This window comes from Enterobacter sp. UPMP2060 (genome assembly GCF_053709655.1).
The window spans coordinates 594,608-618,197 of sequence record NZ_JBSKJQ010000001.1 but is presented as its reverse complement, the minus strand read 5'-3'; the positions used below and the strand labels follow the sequence as shown (position 1 = coordinate 618,197).

At 56.8% G+C, this 23,590-nt stretch carries 18 protein-coding genes; 11 read left to right on the top strand and 7 right to left on the bottom strand.

Features of this window, described 5'->3' with window-relative positions; translation table 11 throughout:
* Positions 1-16: 16 nt before the first annotated feature.
* The 4 genes from purB (at position 17) to ACWKXN_RS03000 (ending at position 4,860) form a co-directional block, all read left to right on the top strand.
* Positions 17-1,387 carry an adenylosuccinate lyase gene (purB, locus tag ACWKXN_RS03015; RefSeq protein WP_048975702.1) on the top strand — a complete coding sequence of 457 codons (1,371 nt, stop codon included), beginning with the start codon at positions 17-19 and terminating at the stop codon, positions 1,385-1,387.
* A 123-nt stretch (positions 1,388-1,510) separates the two neighbouring features.
* Complete coding sequence (gene phoP / locus ACWKXN_RS03010; protein WP_033146521.1) at positions 1,511-2,182, top strand: two-component system response regulator PhoP; 672 nt, start codon at positions 1,511-1,513, stop codon at positions 2,180-2,182.
* Entirely contained in the window at positions 2,183-3,646 is a 1,464-nt protein-coding gene (gene phoQ / locus ACWKXN_RS03005; RefSeq protein ID WP_454543287.1) for a two-component system sensor histidine kinase PhoQ, read from the top strand.
* Between the two features lie 92 nt (positions 3,647-3,738).
* Complete coding sequence (locus tag ACWKXN_RS03000; protein WP_023311180.1) at positions 3,739-4,860, top strand: ribosomal protein uL16 3-hydroxylase; 1,122 nt, start codon at positions 3,739-3,741, stop codon at positions 4,858-4,860.
* Between the two features lie 41 nt (positions 4,861-4,901).
* Here the strand turns inward: ACWKXN_RS03000 and pepT are convergent, their stop codons facing one another.
* Positions 4,902-6,125, bottom strand: coding sequence for a peptidase T (gene pepT, locus ACWKXN_RS02995; protein WP_032665021.1), 1,224 nt, complete (start codon positions 6,123-6,125; stop codon positions 4,902-4,904).
* A gap of 237 nt (positions 6,126-6,362) precedes the next feature.
* Between pepT and potA the strand changes: the two genes are divergently transcribed.
* Genes potA through potD form a run of 4 tightly spaced genes read left to right on the top strand, consistent with a single transcriptional unit; the run spans position 6,363 to position 10,171 of the window.
* Positions 6,363-7,511 carry a spermidine/putrescine ABC transporter ATP-binding protein PotA gene (gene potA / locus ACWKXN_RS02990; RefSeq protein WP_172620299.1) on the top strand — a complete coding sequence of 383 codons (1,149 nt, stop codon included), beginning with the start codon at positions 6,363-6,365 and terminating at the stop codon, positions 7,509-7,511.
* Positions 7,495-8,352: a spermidine/putrescine ABC transporter permease PotB gene (gene potB / locus ACWKXN_RS02985; protein WP_033145229.1), complete on the top strand. Its 858-nt coding sequence runs from the start codon at positions 7,495-7,497 to the stop codon at positions 8,350-8,352. Before potA ends, potB begins: the two co-directional genes overlap by 17 nt.
* A complete protein-coding gene (gene potC, locus ACWKXN_RS02980) occupies positions 8,349-9,140 on the top strand; it encodes a spermidine/putrescine ABC transporter permease PotC (protein WP_033145228.1) in 792 nt (263 codons plus the stop codon). Before potB ends, potC begins: the two co-directional genes overlap by 4 nt.
* Entirely contained in the window at positions 9,137-10,171 is a 1,035-nt protein-coding gene (potD, locus tag ACWKXN_RS02975; RefSeq protein WP_454543286.1) for a spermidine/putrescine ABC transporter substrate-binding protein PotD, read from the top strand. Before potC ends, potD begins: the two co-directional genes overlap by 4 nt.
* Before the next feature lie 46 nt (positions 10,172-10,217).
* On the opposite strand, the gene ACWKXN_RS02970 is transcribed toward potD, so the two are convergent.
* Positions 10,218-11,447, bottom strand: coding sequence for an EAL and HDOD domain-containing protein (locus ACWKXN_RS02970; RefSeq protein ID WP_039261925.1), 1,230 nt, complete (start codon positions 11,445-11,447; stop codon positions 10,218-10,220).
* 236 nt (positions 11,448-11,683) lie between these two features.
* On the opposite strand from ACWKXN_RS02970, the gene ACWKXN_RS02965 reads away from it, so the two are divergent.
* A complete protein-coding gene (locus ACWKXN_RS02965; protein ID WP_039261923.1) occupies positions 11,684-13,615 on the top strand; it encodes a methyl-accepting chemotaxis protein in 1,932 nt (643 codons plus the stop codon).
* A 45-nt stretch (positions 13,616-13,660) separates the two neighbouring features.
* Here the strand turns inward: ACWKXN_RS02965 and cobB are convergent, their stop codons facing one another.
* The 5 genes from cobB to lolC are packed head-to-tail and all read right to left on the bottom strand — an operon-like array spanning position 13,661 to position 18,599.
* Positions 13,661-14,482 (bottom strand): Sir2 family NAD+-dependent deacetylase, encoded by an 822-nt coding sequence (gene cobB, locus ACWKXN_RS02960; RefSeq protein WP_045888802.1) that lies wholly within the window; start codon positions 14,480-14,482, stop codon positions 13,661-13,663.
* 14 nt (positions 14,483-14,496) lie between these two features.
* Positions 14,497-15,408: an N-acetylglucosamine kinase gene (gene nagK, locus ACWKXN_RS02955; protein WP_048979230.1), complete on the bottom strand. Its 912-nt coding sequence runs from the start codon at positions 15,406-15,408 to the stop codon at positions 14,497-14,499.
* Positions 15,409-15,461: 53 nt separating this feature from the next.
* Positions 15,462-16,706 carry a lipoprotein-releasing ABC transporter permease subunit LolE gene (gene lolE / locus ACWKXN_RS02950; protein ID WP_032657985.1) on the bottom strand — a complete coding sequence of 415 codons (1,245 nt, stop codon included), beginning with the start codon at positions 16,704-16,706 and terminating at the stop codon, positions 15,462-15,464.
* Positions 16,706-17,407, bottom strand: coding sequence for a lipoprotein-releasing ABC transporter ATP-binding protein LolD (lolD, locus tag ACWKXN_RS02945; protein ID WP_008500772.1), 702 nt, complete (start codon positions 17,405-17,407; stop codon positions 16,706-16,708). Before lolD ends, lolE begins: the two co-directional genes overlap by 1 nt.
* Complete coding sequence (gene lolC, locus ACWKXN_RS02940) at positions 17,400-18,599, bottom strand: lipoprotein-releasing ABC transporter permease subunit LolC (RefSeq protein WP_032668182.1); 1,200 nt, start codon at positions 18,597-18,599, stop codon at positions 17,400-17,402. The genes lolD and lolC overlap by 8 nt, the downstream gene beginning before the upstream one ends.
* 256 nt (positions 18,600-18,855) lie before the next feature.
* Between lolC and ACWKXN_RS02935 the strand changes: the two genes are divergently transcribed.
* Positions 18,856-19,929, top strand: coding sequence for an acyltransferase family protein (locus ACWKXN_RS02935; RefSeq protein WP_211437856.1), 1,074 nt, complete (start codon positions 18,856-18,858; stop codon positions 19,927-19,929).
* Between the two features lie 149 nt (positions 19,930-20,078).
* Positions 20,079-23,525 (top strand): transcription-repair coupling factor, encoded by a 3,447-nt coding sequence (mfd, locus tag ACWKXN_RS02930; protein WP_047061581.1) that lies wholly within the window; start codon positions 20,079-20,081, stop codon positions 23,523-23,525.
* Positions 23,526-23,590: the final 65 nt, after the last annotated feature.

The window sequence follows — 23,590 nt, the reverse complement described above, 5'->3', positions numbered from 1 at the left end:
CCCGGAGTTGCGAATTATGGAATTATCCTCACTGACCGCCGTATCCCCTGTCGATGGACGCTACGGCGATAAAGTCAGCGCGCTGCGCGGGATCTTCAGCGAATATGGTTTGCTGAAGTTCCGTGTTCAGGTTGAAGTACGCTGGCTGCAAAAGCTGGCCGCCCAGGCAGCAATCAAGGAAGTTCCTGCTTTTGACGAAAAGGCAAACGATTACCTTGATAAAATCGTTGCCGGGTTTAGCGAACAAGACGCCGCGCGCATTAAAACCATCGAACGCACCACCAACCACGACGTGAAAGCGGTTGAGTACTTCCTGAAAGAGAAAGTGGAAAGCGTCCCTGCGCTGCATGCCGTGTCTGAGTTCATTCACTTCGCCTGTACCTCTGAAGACATCAACAACCTGTCTCACGCGCTGATGCTCTCCACCGCGCGTAAAGAGGTGGTGCTGCCTTACTGGCGTAAAATCATCGACGCGGTAAAAGCGCTGTCCGTGGAATACCGCGACATTCCGCTGCTCTCCCGTACCCACGGCCAGCCGGCCACCCCATCCACGATGGGTAAAGAGATGGCGAACGTCGCGTACCGTATGGAGCGCCAGTACCGTCAGCTGGAGCAGGTTGAGATCCTCGGCAAAATCAACGGCGCGGTCGGTAACTATAACGCCCACATCGCCGCTTACCCGGAGGTGGACTGGCACCAGTTCAGCGAAGAGTTCGTGACCTCTCTGGGCATTCAGTGGAACCCGTACACCACGCAGATTGAGCCGCACGACTATATCGCCGAACTGTTTGACTGCATCGCGCGCTTCAACACCATCCTGATCGACTTCGATCGTGACGTGTGGGGCTACATCGCCCTGAACCACTTCAAGCAGAAAACCATCGCCGGTGAAATCGGCTCTTCCACCATGCCGCACAAAGTGAACCCAATCGACTTCGAAAACTCCGAAGGCAACCTGGGCCTGGCGAACGCCGTGCTGCAGCATATGGCAAGCAAACTGCCGGTATCCCGCTGGCAGCGCGACCTGACCGACTCCACCGTACTGCGTAACCTGGGCGTGGGCATTGGCTACGCGCTGATCGCGTACCAGTCCACCCTGAAAGGCGTGAGCAAACTGGAAGTGAACCGTGACCGTCTGCTGGACGAGCTGGATCACAACTGGGAAGTGCTGGCGGAGCCAATCCAGACCGTGATGCGCCGTTACGGTATCGAAAAACCGTACGAGAAGCTGAAAGAGCTGACCCGCGGCAAACGCGTTGACGCCGAAGGCATGAAGCAGTTTATCGACGGTCTGGCGCTGCCGGAAGAAGAGAAAACGCGCCTGAAGGCGATGACCCCGGCGAACTACATTGGTCGCGCTATCACCATGGTCGACGAGCTGAAGTAACGCCCCTCTCCCCCTTTTCGCCCGAAAAGGGGGATGCTTTTCCCCGGTTTACTCAATGTTTATCCCCACAACAACATAATCAGCGTTAAACTATTCATACCAATTATTTAGGGAGAAGAGATGATGCGCGTACTGGTTGTTGAGGATAACGCATTGCTACGCCATCACCTGAAGGTTCAGCTTCAGGAGATGGGACATCAGGTGGACGATGCTGAAGATGCAAAAGAAGCCGATTATTATCTCAATGAACACCTGCCGGATATCGCCATTGTCGATTTAGGGTTGCCTGACGAAGACGGTCTGTCGTTAATTCGCCGCTGGCGCAGCCACGATGTCTCCCTGCCGGTTCTGGTTCTGACCGCCCGTGAAGGCTGGCAGGATAAGGTCGAAGTGCTCAGCGCGGGTGCAGACGATTACGTCACCAAGCCGTTTCATATTGAAGAGGTGGCGGCGCGCATGCAGGCGCTGTTACGCCGCAACAGCGGGCTGGCTTCACAGGTTATTTCCATCCCACCATTCCAGGTCGATCTCTCCCGCCGGGAATTAGCGATCAATGAGGAAGTGATTAAGCTCACCGCCTTCGAATACACCATCATGGAAACGCTGATCCGTAACAATGGCAAAGTGGTGAGCAAAGATTCCTTGATGCTCCAGCTTTATCCTGATGCTGAACTGCGCGAGAGCCATACCATTGACGTGCTGATGGGCCGTTTGCGTAAGAAAATTCAGGCGCAGTATCCGCAGGATGTGATTACCACCGTCCGTGGCCAGGGCTACCTGTTCGAATTACGCTAAATGAGAGGGATTTTACGCCACATTCTGCCCCTCTCGCTGCGGGTTCGTTTCTTACTGGCAACAGCCGCCGTCGTGCTGGTGCTGTCGCTCTCCTACGGCATGGTCGCCCTGGTGGGCTACAGCGTCAGCTTTGATAAAACCACCTTTCGACTGTTACGCGGCGAAAGCAATCTGTTTTATACCCTGGCGAAATGGGAAAATAACCGAATCACCGTCGAAATGCCGGAAAACCTCAACCAGCAGAGCCCAACGCTGGCCCTAATTTATAACGAAAAAGGGAAATTACTGTGGGCGCAGCGTGATATCCCCTGGCTGGTTAAAAGCATTCGTCCGGACTGGCTCAAAACCAACGGGTTTCATGAAATTGAAGCCGATCTCAACACCACCAGCTCGCTGATCCGTGAAGATCGCTCCCTGCAGCAAAAGCTGAACGAGATCCGCGCCGACAACGCCGAAACGGAGATGACGCACTCCGTCGCGATTAACCTCTATCCGGCGACGCTGAACATGCCGCAGCTGACCATTGTGGTGATCGACACCATTCCGGTCGAGCTGAAGCGTTCTTATATGGTCTGGAGCTGGTTCATCTACGTTCTGGCTGCGAATCTCCTGCTGGTGATCCCGCTGCTGTGGGTGGCGGCGTGGTGGAGCTTGCGCCCCATTGAGTCACTGGCGAAAGAGGTTCGTGAGCTGGAAGAACATCATCGCGAGAAGCTGAACCCGGAAACCACCCGTGAGCTCACCAGCCTGGTGCGTAACCTCAACCGCCTGCTGAAAAGTGAACGCGAACGCTACGATAAATACCGTACCACCCTTACCGACCTGACCCACAGCCTGAAAACTCCGCTGGCCGTCATGCAAAGTACCCTGCGTTCAATGCGCAGTTCGAAGCTGAGCGTCGATGATGCCGAGCCGGTGATGCTGGAACAGATCAGCCGTATTTCACAGCAAATTGGCTATTACCTGCACCGCGCCAGCATGCGTTCCGGCAGCGTGCTCCTGAGCCGCGAGCTGCACCCGGTAGCCCCGCTTCTGGATAACCTCACGTCCGCCCTCAACAAGGTGTATCAGCGTAAAGGGGTTAACATCAGCCTCGATATCTCGCCAGAGATAAGCTTTGTGGGTGAAAAAAATGACTTCATGGAAGTGATGGGTAACCTGCTGGATAACGCCTGCAAATACTGTCTGGAGTTCGTGGAAGTGTCTGCGCGTCAGACGGAAACCGAACTGCATATTATCGTTGAGGATGATGGCCCGGGGATCCCGCGAAATAAACGCGACGTGGTGTTCGATCGCGGTCAGCGCGCCGATACGCTACGTCCTGGCCAGGGCGTAGGATTGGCCGTCGCCCGTGAGATTGTCGACCAGTACGACGGGAAAATCGAAACCGGCGAAAGTCTGCTGGGCGGCGCCAGAATGGAGGTTATTTTTGGTCGCCAGCAGCCCACATTGAGCGATAGTTAACCCGTTATGTGAAAAATGCGAGGATCTCGCAGCCGGGGGGCTGAGCTTCCGTTATAATCCGAGTCAGTAAGAGCCTGCGGAATAAAAAAATTATGGATTATCACTTAACGCTTAACTGGCCCGAGTTTATTGAACGTTACTGGCAAAAACGCCCGGTGGTTCTGAAACGCGGATTCAGCAATTTTGTCGACCCTATCTCGCCTGACGAGCTGGCAGGTCTGGCCATGGAAAACGAAGTCGACAGCCGTCTGGTCAGCCACCAGGACGGGAAATGGCAGGTTAGCCACGGTCCTTTCGAAAGCTACGATCACCTCGGTGAAAACAACTGGTCGCTGCTGGTGCAGGCGGTCAACCACTGGCACGAGCCGACTGCCGCCTTAATGCGCCCGTTCCGCGCCCTGCCCGACTGGCGCATGGACGATCTGATGATCTCCTTCTCCGTGCCGGGCGGCGGCGTAGGTCCACATCTTGACCAGTACGACGTGTTCATCATTCAGGGTACGGGCCGCCGCCGCTGGCGCGTGGGCGAAAAAGTCCCGATGAAGCAGCACTGCCCGCATCCTGACCTGCTTCAGGTTGACCCGTTTGAAGGGATTATCGATGAAGAGCTGGAGCCGGGTGATATTCTCTACATTCCGCCGGGATTCCCTCACGAAGGCTACTCCCTGGAAAACTCACTCAACTACTCCGTGGGGTTCCGCGCGCCAAGCGGCCGCGAGATGATCAGCGGATTTGCCGACTATGTTCTGCAACGCGAGCTGGGCAGCTATCGTTACAGCGATCCTGATGTGCCTGCGCGCGAGCATCCGGCGGATATTCTGCCAGAAGAACTCGATAAGCTGCGCGGCATGATGCTGGATCTGATCAACGAGCCGGAGCACTTCAAACAGTGGTTTGGTGAGTTTATCAGCCAGTCTCGTCATGAGCTGGACGTTGCGCCGCCGGAGCCACCTTATCAGGCTGACGAGATTTATGATGCGCTTCAGCAGGGCGACAAGCTGACGCGTCTGGGCGGGTTGCGCGTGCTGCGCATTGGTGAAGAGGTGTTCGTTAACGGCGAGAAGCTGGACTCTCCGCACCGTCCGGCGCTGGAAGCCATTGCCAGCCATCTGGTGCTGACTGCCGACACCTTTGGCGATGCGCTGGAAGATCCTTCCTTCCTCGCGATGCTCGCCGCGCTGGTCAACAGCGGGTACTGGTTCTTTGAGGACTGAGTCGCCTTAATTCCCGGTGGCGCTTCGCCACCGGGCTTTTCTTACCGCTTCGCGGTCAACTCCGCTATCCGCACTATCACCTTCACCGCTTTTTCCATCCCTTCCAGCGTCACAAACTCATGCTTGCCATGGTAGTTGTAGCCACCGGTAAACAGGTTCGGGCACGGCAGCCCCATAAACGACAGCTGAGAACCGTCGGTGCCGCCGCGAATCGGCTTCAGCTGCGGTTCAATATCGCAGTCGCGCATCGCCTGCTGGGCGATATCGAGAATATGCGGATGCGCCATCACCTTCTCGCGCATGTTGTAATAGCTGTCTTCAATGATCAGCTCAATATAGCAATCAGGGTGTAACCCTTTACCGACCTTCTTGGCGATCTCCATCATCTTGCGCTTGCGCGCCTCAAAGGCTTTGCGGTCGAAATCGCGGATAATGTAGTGCATCTGCGCGCTGTCCACGGTGCCTTTAATGCTGGTCAGGTGATAGAAACCTTCATACCCTTCGGTCTGTTCAGGGCTCTCTTCCGCCGGGACTTCTGCATGAATTCTGGATGCCAGCGACAGCGCGTTCACCATGACGCCTTTCGCCGAGCCGGGGTGAACGTTGTTGCCGACAATTTTGATCGTGACGGACGCGGCATTGAAGTTTTCATACTCCAGTTCGCCGACGCCACCGCCGTCGACGGTATAAGCCCACTGCGCGTTAAAAGCTTCCACGTCGAAGTGCTTCGCGCCCTTGCCGACCTCTTCATCCGGCGTAAAGGCCACGCGGATATCGCCGTGCGGGATATTTTTGCCCTTCAGCACTGCCAGCGCGGTCATAATTTCCGCAATGCCCGCCTTGTCATCCGCCCCCAGCAGCGTTTTACCGTCGGTGGTGATCAGCGTCTGGCCCAGCAGCTGGTGCAGCACGGGGAACATCACCGGCGAGAGCACCTCGTCGCCAATGCCCAGCGCAATATCGCCGCCGCGGTAATTTTCCACAATCTGCGGGTTCACATGTTTACCGCTAAAATCCGGAGAGGTGTCGACATGGGAGATAAAGCCAATCGCCGGAATATCACCCTGGACATTCGCCGGCAGCGTTGCCATCACAGTGCCTTTTTCGCTTAACGTGACGTTGACCAGCCCCATGGCGTCAAGCTGCTCTTTAAGCAGGTTTAATAACTTCCACTGGCCTTCGGTGCTCGGCACCTGGCGAACACCCGGTTTAGATTGGGTATCCAGCGAAACGTACTGTAAAAAACGCTCAAGTAATTTATCCATGCAGTCACCCTCACTTTTCGTGACAACATTATCAGTAAGCATCAAAACGCAAATATTGCGTCAGGTCACTTTTATCCCGCAAACGAGAATATTTTCCGTTTATATGGTTATGCGTTAGTAAATGTAGCTTATGAATCAGTGACAAGGTTTGGCGTTCGCAGGGGATTGCCGTAGAATGTCCGCCCTCATTACGAGTCACCAAGGTGGTTACACACAAACCCCGCTTCAGTCTGCTGCCTGAGGCGTCTATATGGGACAGCGCAAAAATTGAATACACAATCCCGTTCACGTTCACCGCTGGTGCAACTGGAACGAATTCGTAAAAGTTTTGATGGTAAAGACGTTATTTCCGACCTCACTCTGACCATCAATGACGGTGAGTTTCTGACGCTGCTTGGCCCCTCGGGCTGCGGCAAAACAACCGTACTGCGCCTTATCGCCGGGCTGGAAAGCGTCGATAACGGCCATATCCATCTTGAAAACCAGGACATCACCCAAGTTCCTGCCGAAGATCGCCACGTCAACACCGTCTTTCAGAGCTACGCCCTGTTCCCGCACATGACCGTGTTTGAAAACGTGGCGTTTGGCCTGCGGATGCAAAAAACGCCGGCGAATGAGATCGAACCGCGCGTCATCGACGCCCTGCGCATGGTGCAGCTTGAGACGTTTGCCCAGCGTAAACCCCATCAGCTTTCCGGCGGCCAGCAGCAGCGTGTAGCCATCGCACGCGCCGTGGTCAACAAGCCGCGCCTGCTCCTGCTGGATGAATCCCTCTCCGCGCTGGATTACAAGCTGCGCAAGCAGATGCAGAACGAGCTTAAAGCCCTGCAGCGCAAGCTCGGCATTACCTTTGTCTTCGTCACCCACGATCAGGAAGAGGCCCTGACCATGTCCGACCGCATCGTGGTAATGCGCGACGGCAAAATCGAGCAGGACGGCACGCCGCGCGAAATCTACGAAGAGCCGAAGAATCTGTTTGTCGCCAGCTTCATTGGCGAGATCAATATCTTCGACGCTACGGTGATTGAGCGTCTGGACGACCAGCGCGTGCGCGCCAGCGTCGAAGGACGCGAGTGTAATATCACGGTGAATTTCCCCGTCGAAAAGGGACAAAAACTCAACGTTCTGCTGCGCCCGGAAGATCTGCGCGTCGATGAAATTCACGGCAATACCGAGGCCGAAGGGTTAATCGGCTATATCCGCGAGCGCAACTACAAAGGGATGACGCTGGAGTCCGTCGTCGAGCTGGAGAACGGCAAGATGGTGATGGTCAGCGAGTTCTTTAACGAAGACGATCCTGACTTCGACCACTCTCTCGACCAGAAAATGGTTATCAACTGGGTAGAAAGCTGGGAGGTTGTGCTGGCTGATGAAGAACACAAGTAAATTCCAGAATGTGGTGATTGCCACGATCGTCGGTTGGCTTGTGCTGTTTGTCTTTTTGCCCAACCTGATGATCGTTGCCACCAGCTTTCTGACCCGCGATGACGCTAGCTTCGTTTCGCTGGTCTTTACGCTGGACAACTACGCGCGCCTGCTCGATCCGCTCTATTTTGACGTGCTGCTGCACTCGCTCAATATGGCGCTGATTGCCACCCTTGCCTGTCTGGTGCTGGGGTATCCTTTCGCATGGTTCCTCGCGGGCCTGCCGCAAAAGGTGCGGCCCCTGCTGCTGTTTTTACTGATTGTTCCCTTCTGGACCAACTCGTTAATCCGCATCTACGGGCTGAAAATCTTCCTTAGCACTAAAGGCTATCTCAACGAGTTTCTGCTGTGGCTGGGGGTGATTGATACGCCGATCCGCATCATGTTTACCCCGAGCGCGGTGATTGTGGGCCTGGTCTATATCCTGCTGCCGTTTATGGTGATGCCGCTCTACTCCAGCATCGAGAAGCTGGATAAACCGCTGCTGGAGGCGGCAAAAGATCTGGGCGCTAACAAGCTGCAGACCTTCATCCGCATTATTATCCCGCTGACCATGCCGGGCATTATCGCGGGCTGTCTGCTGGTGATGCTCCCGGCGATGGGTTTGTTCTACGTGTCGGATCTGATGGGCGGCGCGAAAAACCTGCTGATCGGTAACGTGATCAAGAGCCAGTTCCTGAACATCCGCGACTGGCCGTTCGGGTCCGCGACCAGCATTACGCTGACGGTGATCATGGGCCTGATGCTGCTGGTCTACTGGCGCGCCTCACGCTTGCTGAATAAAAAGGTGGAACTCGAATGATCGGTCGACTGCTTCGCGGCGGTTTTATGACCGCCATTTATGCCTATCTCTATATCCCGATCGTTATTTTGATCGTGAACTCGTTTAACAGCTCACGCTTCGGGATCAACTGGCAGGGCTTTACCACCAGCTGGTACAGCCTGCTGATGAACAACGATAGCCTCCTTCAGGCCGCGCAGCACTCGCTGACGATGGCGATCTTCTCCGCCACCTTCGCGACGCTGATTGGCTCGCTCACCGCCGTGGCGCTGTACCGCTATCGCTTTCGCGGCAAACCGTTCGTCAGCGGCATGCTGTTTGTGGTGATGATGTCGCCGGACATCGTGATGGCCATTTCGCTGCTGGTGCTGTTTATGCTGCTGGGCGTACAGCTTGGCTTCTGGTCGCTGCTGTTCTCGCACATCACCTTCTGCCTGCCGTTTGTGGTGGTGACCGTTTTCGCGCGCCTGAAAGGGTTCGACGTGCGCATGCTGGAGGCGGCGAAAGATCTGGGTGCCAGCGAGATGACCATCCTGCGCAAAATCATCCTGCCGCTGGCGATGCCCGCCGTGGCGGCCGGATGGCTACTTAGCTTCACCCTGTCGATGGATGACGTGGTCGTGTCCTCCTTCGTCACCGGTCCGAGCTATGAAATTCTGCCGTTGAAGATCTATTCAATGGTGAAAGTCGGCGTCTCACCAGAGGTGAACGCGCTGGCGACCATTCTGCTGGTGTTTTCGCTGGTTCTGGTGATTGCCAGCCAGGTTATTGCTCGTGATAAAACAAAATCTCAGGGGACAATGAAATGAAAAAAATGCTCGCCGCTGCGGCGCTGGTGCTTGGCATGGGTGCCGCGCACGCTGATGACAGCAAAACGCTCTACTTCTACAACTGGACCGAATACGTGCCGCCGGGCCTGCTGGAACAGTTCACAAAGGAGACGGGCATCAAGGTTATCTACTCGACCTACGAGTCGAATGAAACCATGTACGCCAAGCTGAAAACCTACAGAGACGGCGCGTACGATCTGGTCGTGCCTTCCACCTACTTTGTCGACAAAATGCGCAAAGAGGGCATGATTCAGAAGATCGATAAAACGAAGCTAACCCATTTTTCAAACCTCGATCCAGAGATGCTCAACAAGCCGTTCGACCCGAATAACGACTACTCCATTCCGTACATCTGGGGAGCAACCGCGATTGGCGTGAACAGCGAGGCCGTCGATCCGAAAACGGTGACAAGCTGGGCCGACCTGTGGAAACCAGAATACAAGGGTAGCCTGCTGTTAACCGACGACGCGCGTGAAGTGTTCCAGGTCGCGCTGCGCAAGCTGGGCTACTCGGGCAACACGACGGATCCGAAAGAGATTGAAGCGGCGTATAACGAGCTGAAAAAGCTGATGCCTAACGTGGCGGCGTTTAACTCTGATAACCCGGCAAACCCGTATATGGAAGGCGAAGTAAATCTGGGGATGGTGTGGAACGGCTCCGCGTATGTTGCCCGCCAGGCCGGTACGCCGCTTGAGGTGGTCTGGCCGAAAGAAGGCGGGATCTTCTGGATGGACAGCCTTGCGATCCCCGCCAACGCGAAAAACGCTGAAGGGGCGCACAAGCTGATTAACTTCCTGCTGCGCCCGGACGTGGCGAAACAGGTTGCCGAGACGATTGGCTACCCGACGCCAAACCTCGCCGCACGCAAGCTGCTAAAACCTGAAGTGGCTAACGATAAATCGCTCTACCCGAATGCCGAAACCATCAGCAAAGGTGAATGGCAAAACGATGTCGGTGACGCCAGCCGCCTCTACGAAGAGTATTACCAGAAATTAAAAGCGGGCCGATAAACGGTATCGCGTTCTTCCTCACGCCGTACGTGCGGCGTGAGGAGGATTAACCGACCGCATTCTCCCCAGCCCAGATCGTCGCCTTTCTCATCGCCTCAACCACATCCTCATCCGACAGACCCAGCGCCTGACGAACCCGGGTCGCCTCGTCCCACTGCTGCTGTTCATAGTATCGGCACAGGCTCACCATATCGGCTAACCGTCCCTCCTGATGGCACAGGGCATTGCTCACGCTCTGCGGGACCGCAATTTGCTTCATCAACTCGGCCATCGGCTGTTCGAGGAGGGTATCGAGCAGAGAAAACAGGCCGCACATGAAGGCATTTTCAGCCAGCGCCGGTTCGTTCATCGTCCCGGCTATCAGCTCGCAGAACTTGCCGCGCATCATGCTCAGCGGATAAAGCTCGCTGACGGTGTCATTGCCCGCGCTCGCCAGGACCACGACGGCAACAAACCGTCTCAGCTGGTTTTCCCCGAGATATCTGAGGACTTCACTCAGGGTTAACTTGCTGAAATTACAGGCACCGATATGTTTAAAGGCGGTGTGCTTCATGTAGCGCATGATTTTCCAGGACAGCGTGAGATCGGTTTTAATCAACGACTCGACGATCCGAAAATCAGGCTTATTGCGCCCAACCTCCATTTGCAGCCGAAAAATTGCCAGCTGATTTTGCGATAGCCGTTTATATTTAATGACCTCCGGACGGCAGAAAAAATAGCCCTGAAACAGCGAGAATCCCTCTTCCCTGTATTGGCTGAATTCCTCTTTAGTCTCAATTTTTTCAGCGAGATATTTAATATGCCCGGTTAAATGTTTACGCTCTTTAAGATACTGTTTAATTTGCGCTAAGGTATAATTCCTGACGTCAAATTTCAGTATTGAAATATAGGGTAAAAAAGCATCCCATTCTGGAGCAAGGGTGAAATCATCAAGCGCAAACTGATAACCATCCGCACTCATCTCCCTGACGGCCTGCAACAGCTCCGCTCCCGGCACAGCATCTTCCAGGATCTCAATGACCACGCTCTCTTTATCCAGCGCTTCTCCACTGCGGTCTATGACCATCCGCGAAGGGAAATTAATAAACGACGTATGTGCCCCGGCGATGCGCTGGGACGGCACGCATAAAAACTGATCTGATATCATCCTGGAGGTGGCATATTCCGCCGACACATCCGGAAAACGGTTTGTCATCCCATCTCTGAAGAGCAGCTCGTAGGCCACCGTCTTCATCTCAGGGTTAAAAATGGGTTGTCGCGCAATAAATCCGTACATATCCCATCCTCCTCTACAACTTTATATTTATTAGCATCCTCTTTCTACACGACGATAACGAGTTTTATCGAGCACTATTTTGATTGAATGCACAAAATAAAAGCATCCACACTAATTAACCGGATTTACAAATCAAAATTTAAATTAAATATCCCTGGCGCTCTACAGAAAGAGGAGAAAATATCCGATAAGGAATATGTGCCTGCCCGACATGCACGATATTACGGGAGATGAGAATGAAAGACGCCGTGGTCCAAAGAAAAAAAATAAGAGTCAAGACGTTGATGCTATTGTCCATTTTCCTCACCGTAACGGTGGGCTTTACGGCAACGATCGGGTTTATGATGTGGCAGTGGATGGCACAGCAGGAGGTTCTGGCCAAAAAACATATCCGCCAGATTGCTGAAGTGCAAGCGTTGCAGGTCAGCAAACAGCTGGATTCTGCCCTGACTGCCGCCCGGGATATGGGCAACAGCGCCCTGGCGCTGCGCGAGGCGGGCGTGACCGATCGCCAGAGCCTGAACCAGCTGCTCATCCACTACCTTTCGGCTCACCCGCAGTTTCTCTCCATGTCGATGGCCTTTGAGCCTAACGCGTTCGACGATAAAGATGCCGTCTGGGCCGGTCAAAGCGGTGAAGATCCTGCCGGGCGCTACGCCCGCTATGTCGACCGGGACGCCACCGGCAAACCGGCATTACACCTGCTGACGGACATCGAAACGCCCGGCAGCGGCGATTATTATCTGCTGCCGAAACAACGCCATAAAGATGTGATCATCGAACCCTATATCTATCCCTACAACGGCGTGGACGTGATGCTCACCTCGATTGCCGCCCCCATCATGCGTGACGGTCAGTTTCTGGGCTCGGTCACCTCTGACTTCTCCCTCGCCACGCTGCAGTCGACGATCGGCGCGATTAAACCGTGGAACGGCACGGGCTATGCCCTGCTCCTCTCCGCAGGCCATAACGTGGTGTCCAGCCCGGACAAGCGCGCTGCGGGCAAGCCTTACGCCGGTCAGATTGCCGGTCATGACGTCACCCGCATTAACGATCCGCTGCTGAAGGAGGACGTGTTTATCACCTGGCAGGACATCGCCGTCGGTAACAGCCAGACGCCGTGGAAACTTGCCATTATCACGCCGGTCAGCGAAGTGATGGCCGAAGCGCGCGCATTTTTACTGAAAGCCATCATCATGATGGTGCTAAGCATCGTGGCGGTTAGCCTGGTCATGGCACAGATCTTCACCCGCAAAGTTGACCGTCCGGTTGGGGGAGAACCTTCTGAGGCCGCCGGGATCGCTCTGGCCGTTGCCCGGGGAGACCTGAACAACACCATCCCGGTGCGTTCCGGAGATACCCACAGCATTTTTTACGCCCTGCACACCATGCAGATGCAGCTCAAGCGCATCGTCGACAACATCAGCGAAGCCAGCCACTCCGTACACGGCGGCACCAGCGAAATTTCGGCGGGCAACCTGGACCTCGCCTCGCGAACCGAGGAACAGGCGGCTGCGATTGTTGAAACGGCAGCCAGCATGGAAGAGATTTCGGTCACGGTGAAGAATAACGCCGACAACGCCCACAAGGCGACCACGCTGACCGATCGCGCCGCGAACCTCGCCGGGCATGGCGAAACGCTGGTGAACGACGTGGTCGTGGTGATTGGGGAGATTGATGAGAGCGCGCGTAAGATCGGCGAGATTAACAGCATTGTCGACGGCATCGCCTTCCAGACCAATATCCTGGCGCTGAATGCTGCCGTTGAAGCGGCACGGGCTGGCGAACAGGGGCGCGGCTTCGCGGTAGTCGCAGGGGAAGTGCGCAATCTTGCCCAGCGAAGCGCTAACGCGGCAAAAGAGATCTCTCAGCTCATTGCCGAGTCCTCAGGGCGCGTCAGCAAAGGCGTTGAGCTGGTCAATGAAACCGGCGTGATGATGAAACAGGTGATTGAAGCGGTATCGCATGTGCATCTGGTCATCAACGATATCGTTCAGGCGCTGGACGAGCAAAATCGCGGGATTAGCCAGGTCAGCACCGCCGTTAACCAGATGGACAGCACGACCCAGCAGAACGCCTCGCTGGTTCAGCAGATCTCTGCGGCGGCGCTCTCGCTGGATGAGCAGGCTAAATCGCTCGAGAAGACGCTGGCGTTCTTCCACTCATAAATAAAAAGGCACCCGTCCAGCGGGTGCCTTTTCACGCGATTGCCGTTACAGCCCTTTCAGCAGCTTGTCGACAAACTCCGGGACGACCGTGCTTGCCAGACCGTAGTGTTTCTCTTCAAACTCGCTGCCCACCTGGCTTGGCTCAAGATTGAGTTCTACCGTATGCGCACCGTGCAGGCGCGCTTCGTGGACAAACCCCGCCGCCGGATAAACATGACCGGATGTGCCGATGGCGATAAACACGTCGGCCATCGCCAGCGCGCTGTAGATATCATCCATTCCCAGCGGCATTTCGCCGAACCAGACCACGTGCGGACGCAGGCGCGACGGGAATTGGCAGCAGTGGCACTTATCCTCTGGCAGCACGTCCTCTTGCCAGTCCAGCACCTGACCGCTCCAGGCGCAGCGAACCTTGAGCAGCTCGCCGTGCATGTGGATGATGTTCTTGTTACCGGCCCGCTCGTGCAGGTTATCGATATTCTGCGTCACCAGCAGAAAACGATCGCCGAGCGCCTCTTCGAGCTTCGCCAGCGCCAGATGCGCCGCATTCGGCGCGACGTCAGGCTGTTGAAGCTGACGACGGCGGGCGTTGTAAAACGCCTGGACGAGATCCGGATCGCGCGCAAAGCCTTCCGGCGTGGCTACATCCTCCACGCGGTGCTCTTCCCACAGCCCGTCCGCCGCGCGGAAGGTTCGAATTCCTGACTCGGCGGAGATCCCCGCCCCGGTCAGCACCACCACTCTGGGTTTATCCATCGCTTCTGGCATTATTCTGTCTCTGAAAAAAATCCGCTGGCGCAAGCGCTCACGCAAGCGGCGTTTGTTTTTGCGAAAACGGCTGAGTCGACCCTGTCGACGCGACAGCATAGAAACCTCGTAAACTAATCGGTGAGATGAAGGAATGCGGCTCCGCGCATGCCTCCTGCGTCCCCGTGTCGCGCGCGTTCAATACGCGGCACGCGGGCAACCGGCAATAAATGTCGGGGCAAACGCCCGGACAACCGTTCCGTAATCGCGGTAAAGTTTGAAAGCCCTCCCCCGATCACCAGCAGATCTGGGTCGACGATGGTGAGAATATTTCCCAGACACACCGCCAGCAGATCCAGATAACGCTCGACGTGCTCACGCGCCTGCGCATCCCCTTGCTCCCACAGGGTAATGATTTGAGGGGCCTCAAGTTTCTGATGATAGAAGTGTTCGTAAAGCCATGCAAACCCGCGACCGGAGAGGTAGTTCTCAATACAGCCGTGCTGGCCGCAGCCGCAGCGGGTCAGCGGGAAATCGCGCCCCACTACCTCCAGGGCATCCACCGGGAGACGGATATGACCAAACTCGCCGGTGATGTAGCTGCGCCCGGTGATTGGCTTCCCGTTGATCACAATTCCCCCGCCGACGCCGGTGCCGAGGATCAGACCCATCACCAGCGGATACTGACGGAACTCATCGTCCCAGGCTTCGGAGAGCGCAAAGCAGTTAGCATCATTGTCTAAACGCACGTCGCGTTCAAGGAGGGCAGAGAGATCGGCGCGGAGCGGTTTACCGCTGGCGGCAGGCACGTTGGCGGCATACAGCGTGCCGTCGTCGGTTTCGGGCATACCCGGAATGCCAATGCCGACGCTGCCTTTCACGCCAAAGCGTTCATCGGCCTGCGCCACCAGCGCGGCAATCGCGGTTAAAAATTCGTCGTAGCTTTCGCGCGGCGTGGGAACGCGGGTTTCCCACTGTAGTTTGAGATCTTTATCAAACACGCCTAGCGCAATCTTGGTGCCGCCAATATCAAATCCGTAATACATAACGCATTCCTCTTTTAACCTGGCGGCCCGAAAGCCGCTAGATCATGACGTAATTACTGGCCACTTAATACCCTCGCCGGATCAATTCGGCTTGCGCGACGCGCCGGATACCAGCTTGCCAGCAGACTCAGTAAAAGTGCTGTAACCAGCACATAAAAAACGTCCAGCCAGTGCAGTTCAGACGGCAGGAAGTCAATAAAGTAGATATCACCCGACAGGAACTGGTGACCAATAAGCTTTTCGATCCCGTTGATGATCGGCGTCAGCTGCAGGGAAACCACCACGCCAATCACCACGCCGCAAAGGCTACCGAACAGCCCCGCCAGCAAACCGTACCAGACGAAGATGGCGCGAATAAGACCGTCTTTCGCCCCCAGCGTACGCAGCACGGCGATGTCGCCGCTCTTGTCCTTGACCGCCATCACCAGCGTCGAGACGATATTAAAGCACGCCACACCAATCACCAGCACCATCGCCAGATACATAATGGCGCGGATCATCTGGATATCACGGTACATATAGCCGTAAGTGCCGATCCAGCTCTTGATGTAGACATAGTTATTGGTCACGCTGCCCGCGTCGCGGACCAGTTTGTTGGCGTTAAAGACGTCGTTCACCTTAATGGCAATGCCCGTCACGCTGTCAGCCATGTCGAGATACTGGCGCGCATCCTCCATCGGCACCATCGCAAAGCTATGGTCAAGCTGACCGCTCAGCTGAAGAATACCGGTGACGTGCAGGCGCACGCGCTTAGGCTGCTGCAGCTTGTGGTCGGCGCTGGCGTTCGGGATCATGATCGACACCCAGTCGCCCTGCTTCACCTTCAGGGCATCGGCCACGCCTTTACCCATGATGATCTGCTGCTCGCCGGCCTTAAAGTTGGCCCATGCGCCGTTCTGCACATAGTTTGGCAGCGCGCTGAGACGCGCTTCCTGGGCGGGGTTAACCCCCTTTACCTGAATGGCGCGCAGGTTTACCCCGCTCTCCACCAGCCCGGTAAAGTTAATGTAGGGCGCGGCCGCGGCAATGCCCGGCACCTTTTCGACTTTGGCGAGCGCATCGCTCCAGTTCGTCCACGGCTGGTTAACCGGCTCGATCTCCCCGTGCGGCACTACCGCCAGAATGCGGTTATTCAGCTCGCGCTCAAAACCGTTCATGGCGCTCAAGCCGACAATCAGCACCGCCACACCGAGCGCAATACCGATGGTCGAGATGACGGAGATCAGCGACACCATGCCGCCGCGACGACGGCCGCGGCTAAAACGTAAACCGATGAGTAACGATAACGGTGACGCCATTACTCTGCTCCCATCAGGGTCAGTTCCGCGTTCAGATGGCCGTCGCGCATCTCAAGCTGACGCCCCATGCGTTTTGCCAGCTGCAGATCGTGGGTTACGACCAGAAACGCGGTGCCCTGCGAGGCGTTCAGCTCGCCCAGAAGCTGGAAAATACTGTCCGCATTGCGGGCATCCAGGTTACCGGTAGGCTCATCCGCCAGCACCAGACGCGGGTTGTTGACCAGCGCACGGGCAATCGCCACGCGCTGGCGCTCGCCGCCGGAAAGCTCAGAGGGACGATGGTTACCGCGATGGCCCAGCCCTACCGCTTTCAGCATGTCGCTGGCGCGGGCGTTAATTTCTGCCGGTTTCTTTTTGCCAATCAGCAGCGGCATCGCCACGTTTTCCAGCGCCGTGAAATCCGGCAGCAGGTGGTGGAACTGGTAGATAAAGCCCAGCTCGCGGTTACGCAGCTCTGCCTTCGCCGCAGAGGACATTTTGCTCATCGGCTGGCCGGAGAAAATCACGTCGCCGTTAGTTGGCGTATCCAGCCCGCCCAGCAGATGCAGCAGCGTGCTTTTACCCGAGCCGGAGCTGCCGACAATCGCCATCATCTCGCCTTCGCCCACGCTGAAGCTCACATTGTGCAGCACGTCGGTTTGCACAGTGCCTTCCTGATAGCGTTTGGACAGGTTGTCGCATTGCAACAGGATCTTATTCATAACGTAAAGCCTCAGCGGGTTGAGTGGCGGCAGCGCGCCAGGAAGGATAAAGCGTAGAAAGCAGCGCAATGGCCATCGCGGCCAGCGCAATACCGACCACCTGCAGCGGCTCGATAGCCACCGGCAGCGCCGCGCCGTCGAGAAGAGCGCCGATGATCGGCATTAAGTTATTAAGCTGGCTGGCAAGCAAGGCCCCCAGCACGGCGCCGAGCAGCGCGCCGATGATGCCTGCGCTGGCTCCCTGCACCATAAACACCGCCATAATCTGGCGCGGCGTGAGCCCCTGGGTTTGCAGAATGGCGACTTCGCCCTGCTTCTCCATCACCATCAGGCCCAGCGAGGTAATGATGTTAAATGCGGCCACGGCCACGATCAGGCTCAGCAGCAGCCCCATCATATTTTTTTCCATCCGCACGGCCTGGAACAGTTCGCCTTTACGCTCGCGCCAGTCCTGCCATTTGGTGCCGTCCGGCAGTTTTTGCTGGCTGAGGGTATCGACCTTCAGCGGCGCATCGAGCCACAGGCGCCAGCCGGTGATGTTCCCTGCCGGGTAGCGCATCAGGCGTGAAGCGTCCTGGATATTTACCAGCATCTGGTAACCATCGACTTCGCTGTTGGCGGCAAAGGTACCAATCACGTTGAACAGGCGCTGGCTTGGCAGGCGCCCCATCGGCGTAAACTGGCTGGCAGAAGGTACCATCACGCGCAGCTGGTCACCGCGGTTGACGCCAAGCTGTCCGGCAAGCTGTTCACCCAGAATCACGTTGTATTTTCCGGCTTCCAGATCGGTCTGCTTCACGTTAACCAGATACGGCGTCAGCGGATCGTTTTGCGCCGGGTCGATACCCAGCATCACGCCGACCGCCACGCTGCGGGCGCTTTGCAGCACCACGTCGCCGGTCGTCAACGGCGCGACGCGCGTGACGCCCTGTAACTTCGCCGCGCTTTCCGGCAGCTGTTGCGGGTTAACCGAACCGTTGGATGATGAGAGAACGGCCTGCGGCATCAGCCCCAGGATGTTGTTTTGCAGCTCGCGTTCGAAGCCATTCATGACGGAAAGCACCGTCACCAGTGCCATCACGCCAAGCGTAATGCCAATAGTCGAAAGCCAGGAGACAAAGCGACCGAAGCGGTCCGCGGCGCGCCCACGCATGTAACGTAAGCCTATGAAGAGTGCGACAGGTTGATACATGAAATCCGTCTGTTTGCTGATAGCAGACCCACGAGTATATAAGCGAATCCGTTAAGCGTAAATGACTGAAACAGTAAGCTTTGGTAATCATTCTTCCGAAAAATTCAGATAAATCAGGGTGCTATTGTCTGAATACTCACCTCGCAACCTCCACCTTTTCCGAAAAACCACCGGATACAGACTGTTACCCATTACATCCCGGCTTCGTTTTACAACAATTGCTCGTTCGTTTATGGCAATAAGGTAGTGGCGAATAATGAAGCAAAAAGCATTATGGATTAACCAGATAAAAGGGCTGTGTATCTGCCTGGTGGTTATCTATCATTCGGTTATCACGTTTTATCCGCATCTGATCGGGCTACAACACCCGCTCTCCGGCCTTCTCGCCAAATGCTGGGTCTATTTTAACCTCTATCTCGCACCGTTTCGTATGCCGGTCTTCTTCTTTATCTCCGGCTATCTGATCCGTCGTTATATTGACGAAGTGGACTGGCGAACCAGTCTCGATAAACGGATCTGGAGCATTGTCTGGGTCCTGGCGCTGTGGGGCGTTCTGCAATGGCAGGCGTTGACCCACCTGAACGCCTGGCTGGCGCCCGATCGTGAGCTTGCCACCGCGTCGAACGCGGCCTACGCCGACTCGCTCTCAGGATTTGTACGGGGTATGCTCACCGCCAGCACCAGCCTGTGGTATCTGTATGCCCTGGTGGTCTACTTCACGCTGTGTAAACTGCTGAGCCGCTGGAAGCTGCCGGTTCTGGGACTGCTGGCGCTGGCGAGCATCGCGATTAACTTCATGCCGCTGCCGTGGTGGGGGATGAACAGCGTGGTCCGCAACATGATCTACTACAGCCTCGGGGCGTGGTATGGCGCAGCGCTGATGGCGTGGATGAAAAGCGTCAACCTGCGCCGTATCTGGCTGGCAACCGGCGCTTTCGCCGCCGTCTCCGTGGTGCTGTGGTTTGCTAACGTTCCGCTGCTCCTCTCATTGCTGTCGATTGTGTTGATCATGAAGCTGTTCTACAGCCTTGAGCAGCGCTACGCCGTTAACCCGAACAATCTGCTGAACGTGATTGGCTCCAATACCATTGCGATTTATACCACCCACCGCATCCTGATTGAGGCCTTTAGCCTGTTCCTGATTGGCGAAATGAATGCCGCCTCGTGGCCGGTCTGGGCAGAGCTCACCCTGGTGCTGGTCTACCCGTTTGCCAGCCTGCTTATCTGTACCCTTGCCGGGCTCGGAGTGCGTAAAATCTCCACCGCGCTGTTTGGGGACGTGTTCTTCTCTCCTCCGTCTACGCTAACCCTGTCACCTTCAACGCGTTAATGCCCTCTCCGCCCCCGTTTCGGGGGCGTTTAGCCCTGCCGTGCGGTTACGATTTGCTTATGTAAAACGATCGAGGATAATAAAGACATTGCGTATCAGTGATATGCCCCAATACTGTTGGTATATCCATAAGAGACTCTGACATAGCCATGCCTGAACACTATCGTTATTCCTTGCCTGTCAAAGCGGGCGACCAGCGCCAGCTGGGTGAACTCACGGGCGCGGCGTGCGCCACGCTGGTGGCGGAAATCGCCGAGCGTCACCCAGGCCCGGTGATTCTGGTTGCCCCGGATATGCAAAACGCCCTGCGCCTGCACGACGAAATTCGCCAGTTCACCGATAGCCTGGTATTCAGCCTGGCCGACTGGGAGACGCTGCCGTATGACAGCTTCTCTCCGCATCAGGAGATTATCTCCTCGCGCCTGTCGACGCTCTATCAGCTGCCGACCATGCAGCGCGGCGTGCTGATTGTGCCGGTGAACACCCTGATGCAGCGCGTCTGTCCGCACAGCTATCTGCACGGTCACGCGCTGGTGATGAAAAAGGGCCAGCGTCTGTCCCGTGATGCCCTGCGCGCGCAGCTTGACGGTGCCGGCTATCGCCACGTCGACCAGGTGATGGAGCACGGGGAATACGCGACCCGCGGCGCGCTGCTTGACCTTTACCCGATGGGCAGCGACCAGCCGTATCGTCTGGATTTCTTTGATGATGAAATCGACAGCCTGCGCGTATTCGACGCCGACACGCAGCGCACGCTGGAGGAAGTCGAGTCGATCAATTTACTGCCCGCGCATGAGTTCCCCACGGACAAAACCGCTATCGAGCTGTTCCGCAGCCAGTGGCGCGATAAGTTCGAGGTGAAGCGCGACGCGGAACATATTTATCAGCAGGTCAGTAAAGGCACGCTTCCAGCCGGGATCGAATACTGGCAGCCGCTGTTCTTCAACGAGCCGCTGCCTGCCCTGTTCAGCTACTTCCCGGCGAACACGCTGATTGTCAACACCGGGGATATCGACGCCAGCGCCAGCCGCTTTGAAAGCGAAACCCGCGCCCGCTTTGAAAACCGTGGCGTTGATCCGATGCGTCCGCTGCTGCCGCCGGAAGCGCTGTGGCTGCGCACCGACGAGCTCAACGCCGAGCTGAAGCGCTGGCCGCGCATGCAGCTGAAAACCGATTCGCTTGCCGAAAAGGCCGCCAATACCAACCTCGCCTTCCGGACGCTGCCGGACCTGGCCGTTCAGGCGCAGCAGAAATCCCCGCTGGATAATCTGCGCAAGTTCCTGGAGTCCTTCACCGGCCCGGTGGTGTTCTCCGTTGAGAGTGAAGGCCGCCGCGAAGCGTTAGGTGAGCTGCTGGGACGCATTAAGGTGGCGCCGAAGCGCATCCTGCGTCTGAGCGAAGCGACCGGAAACGGTCGTTACCTGATGATTGGCGCCGCCGAGCACGGGTTCATCGACACGCTCAACAACCTGGCGCTGATTTGCGAAAGCGACCTGCTGGGCGAGCGCGTCGCGCGCCGCCGTCAGGACAGCCGTCGGACCATCAACCCGGACACTCTGATCCGTAACCTGGCCGAGCTGCATCCGGGCCAACCGATTGTTCACCTGGAACACGGCGTTGGGCGCTATCAGGGGATGACCACGCTGGAAGCGGGCGGCATCAAAGGTGAATATCTGATGCTCACCTACGCCAACGACGCCAAACTGTATGTCCCGGTCTCCTCTCTGCATCTGATCAGCCGCTACGCGGGCGGCGCCGAAGAGAATGCGCCGCTGCACAAGCTGGGCGGCGACGCCTGGGCGCGCGCGCGCCAGAAGGCGGCGGAAAAAGTGCGCGACGTGGCAGCCGAGCTGCTGGATATCTACGCCCAGCGCGCGGCCAAACAGGGCTTCGCCTTTAAGCACGATAAAGAACAGTACCAGCTGTTCTGCGACAGCTTCCCGTTTGAAACCACGCCGGATCAGGCCCAAGCCATCAACGCCGTGCTGAGCGACATGTGCCAGCCGCTGGCCATGGACCGCTTAGTCTGCGGCGACGTCGGCTTCGGCAAAACCGAAGTGGCGATGCGCGCCGCCTTCCTTGCGGTGGAAAACAACAAGCAGGTGGCGGTGCTGGTGCCGACCACCCTGCTCGCTCAGCAGCACTTCGATAACTTCCGCGACCGTTTCGCCAACTGGCCGGTACGTATCGAGATGCTCTCGCGTTTTCGCAGCACTAAAGAGCAGACGCAGATCCTCGAACAGGCCAGCGAAGGCAAAATCGATATTCTGATCGGCACCCACAAGCTGCTGCAAAGCGACGTGAAGTGGAAAGATCTGGGGCTGCTGATCGTCGACGAAGAGCACCGCTTCGGGGTGCGTCATAAAGAGCGAATCAAAGCGATGCGCGCCGACGTCGATATCCTAACCCTGACCGCGACGCCGATCCCGCGAACCCTCAACATGGCGATGAGCGGCATGCGCGATCTGTCAATTATCGCCACGCCGCCTGCGCGCCGTCTGGCGGTGAAAACCTTTGTCCGCGAGTACGATAATCTGGTGGTGCGTGAGGCCATTCTGCGTGAAGTGCTGCGCGGAGGTCAGGTCTACTACCTCTACAATGACGTGGAAAACATCCAGAAAGCGGCGGACAGGCTGGCGGAGCTGGTGCCGGAAGCGCGCATCGCTATCGGTCACGGGCAGATGCGCGAGCGCGAGCTGGAGCGGGTAATGAACGACTTCCATCACCAGCGCTTTAACGTGCTGGTGTGTACCACCATCATTGAGACCGGGATCGACATTCCGACGGCAAACACCATCATCATTGAGCGTGCGGATCACTTTGGTCTGGCGCAGCTTCACCAGCTGCGCGGCCGCGTCGGGCGTTCGCACCATCAGGCCTACGCCTGGCTACTGACGCCGCATCCGAAAGCGATGACCACCGACGCGCAAAAGCGTCTGGAAGCCATCGCCTCGCTGGAAGACCTGGGCGCTGGCTTTGCGCTGGCGACGCACGATCTCGAGATCCGCGGTGCCGGCGAGCTGCTGGGTGAAGACCAGAGCGGCTCCATGGAGACCATCGGCTTCTCGCTCTATATGGAGCTGCTGGAGAACGCGGTTGATGCCCTGAAGGCCGGACGCGAGCCGTCGCTGGAAGATCTTACCAGCCAGCAGACCGAGGTCGAGCTGCGTATGCCTTCCCTGCTGCCGGACGATTTTATTCCGGACGTGAATACCCGACTGTCGTTCTACAAGCGCATCGCCAGCGCGAAGAAGGAGAACGAGCTGGAAGAGATCAAGGTGGAGCTGATTGACCGCTTTGGTCTGCTGCCCGATCCGGCGAGAAATTTGCTGGATATCGCGAGGCTGCGCCAGCAGGCGCAAAAGTTGGGGATCCGCAAGCTTGAAGGCAATGAAAAAGGCGGCGTGATTGAATTCGCCGAGAAGAATCACGTCAACCCGATGTGGCTGATCGGCCTGCTGCAAAAACAGCCGCAGCATTTCCGTCTGGATGGTCCAACCCGTTTGAAATTTACCCAGGAGCTGACGGAGCGCAAAACCCGTATGGACTGGGTGCGTAACTTTATGCGCCAGCTGGAAGAGAACGCGATCGCATAACCTCCCTTCCCCCTGTTAGCCCAGCGCTACGGGGGGACAATTTACAAACTCTTTGCACTTCACCC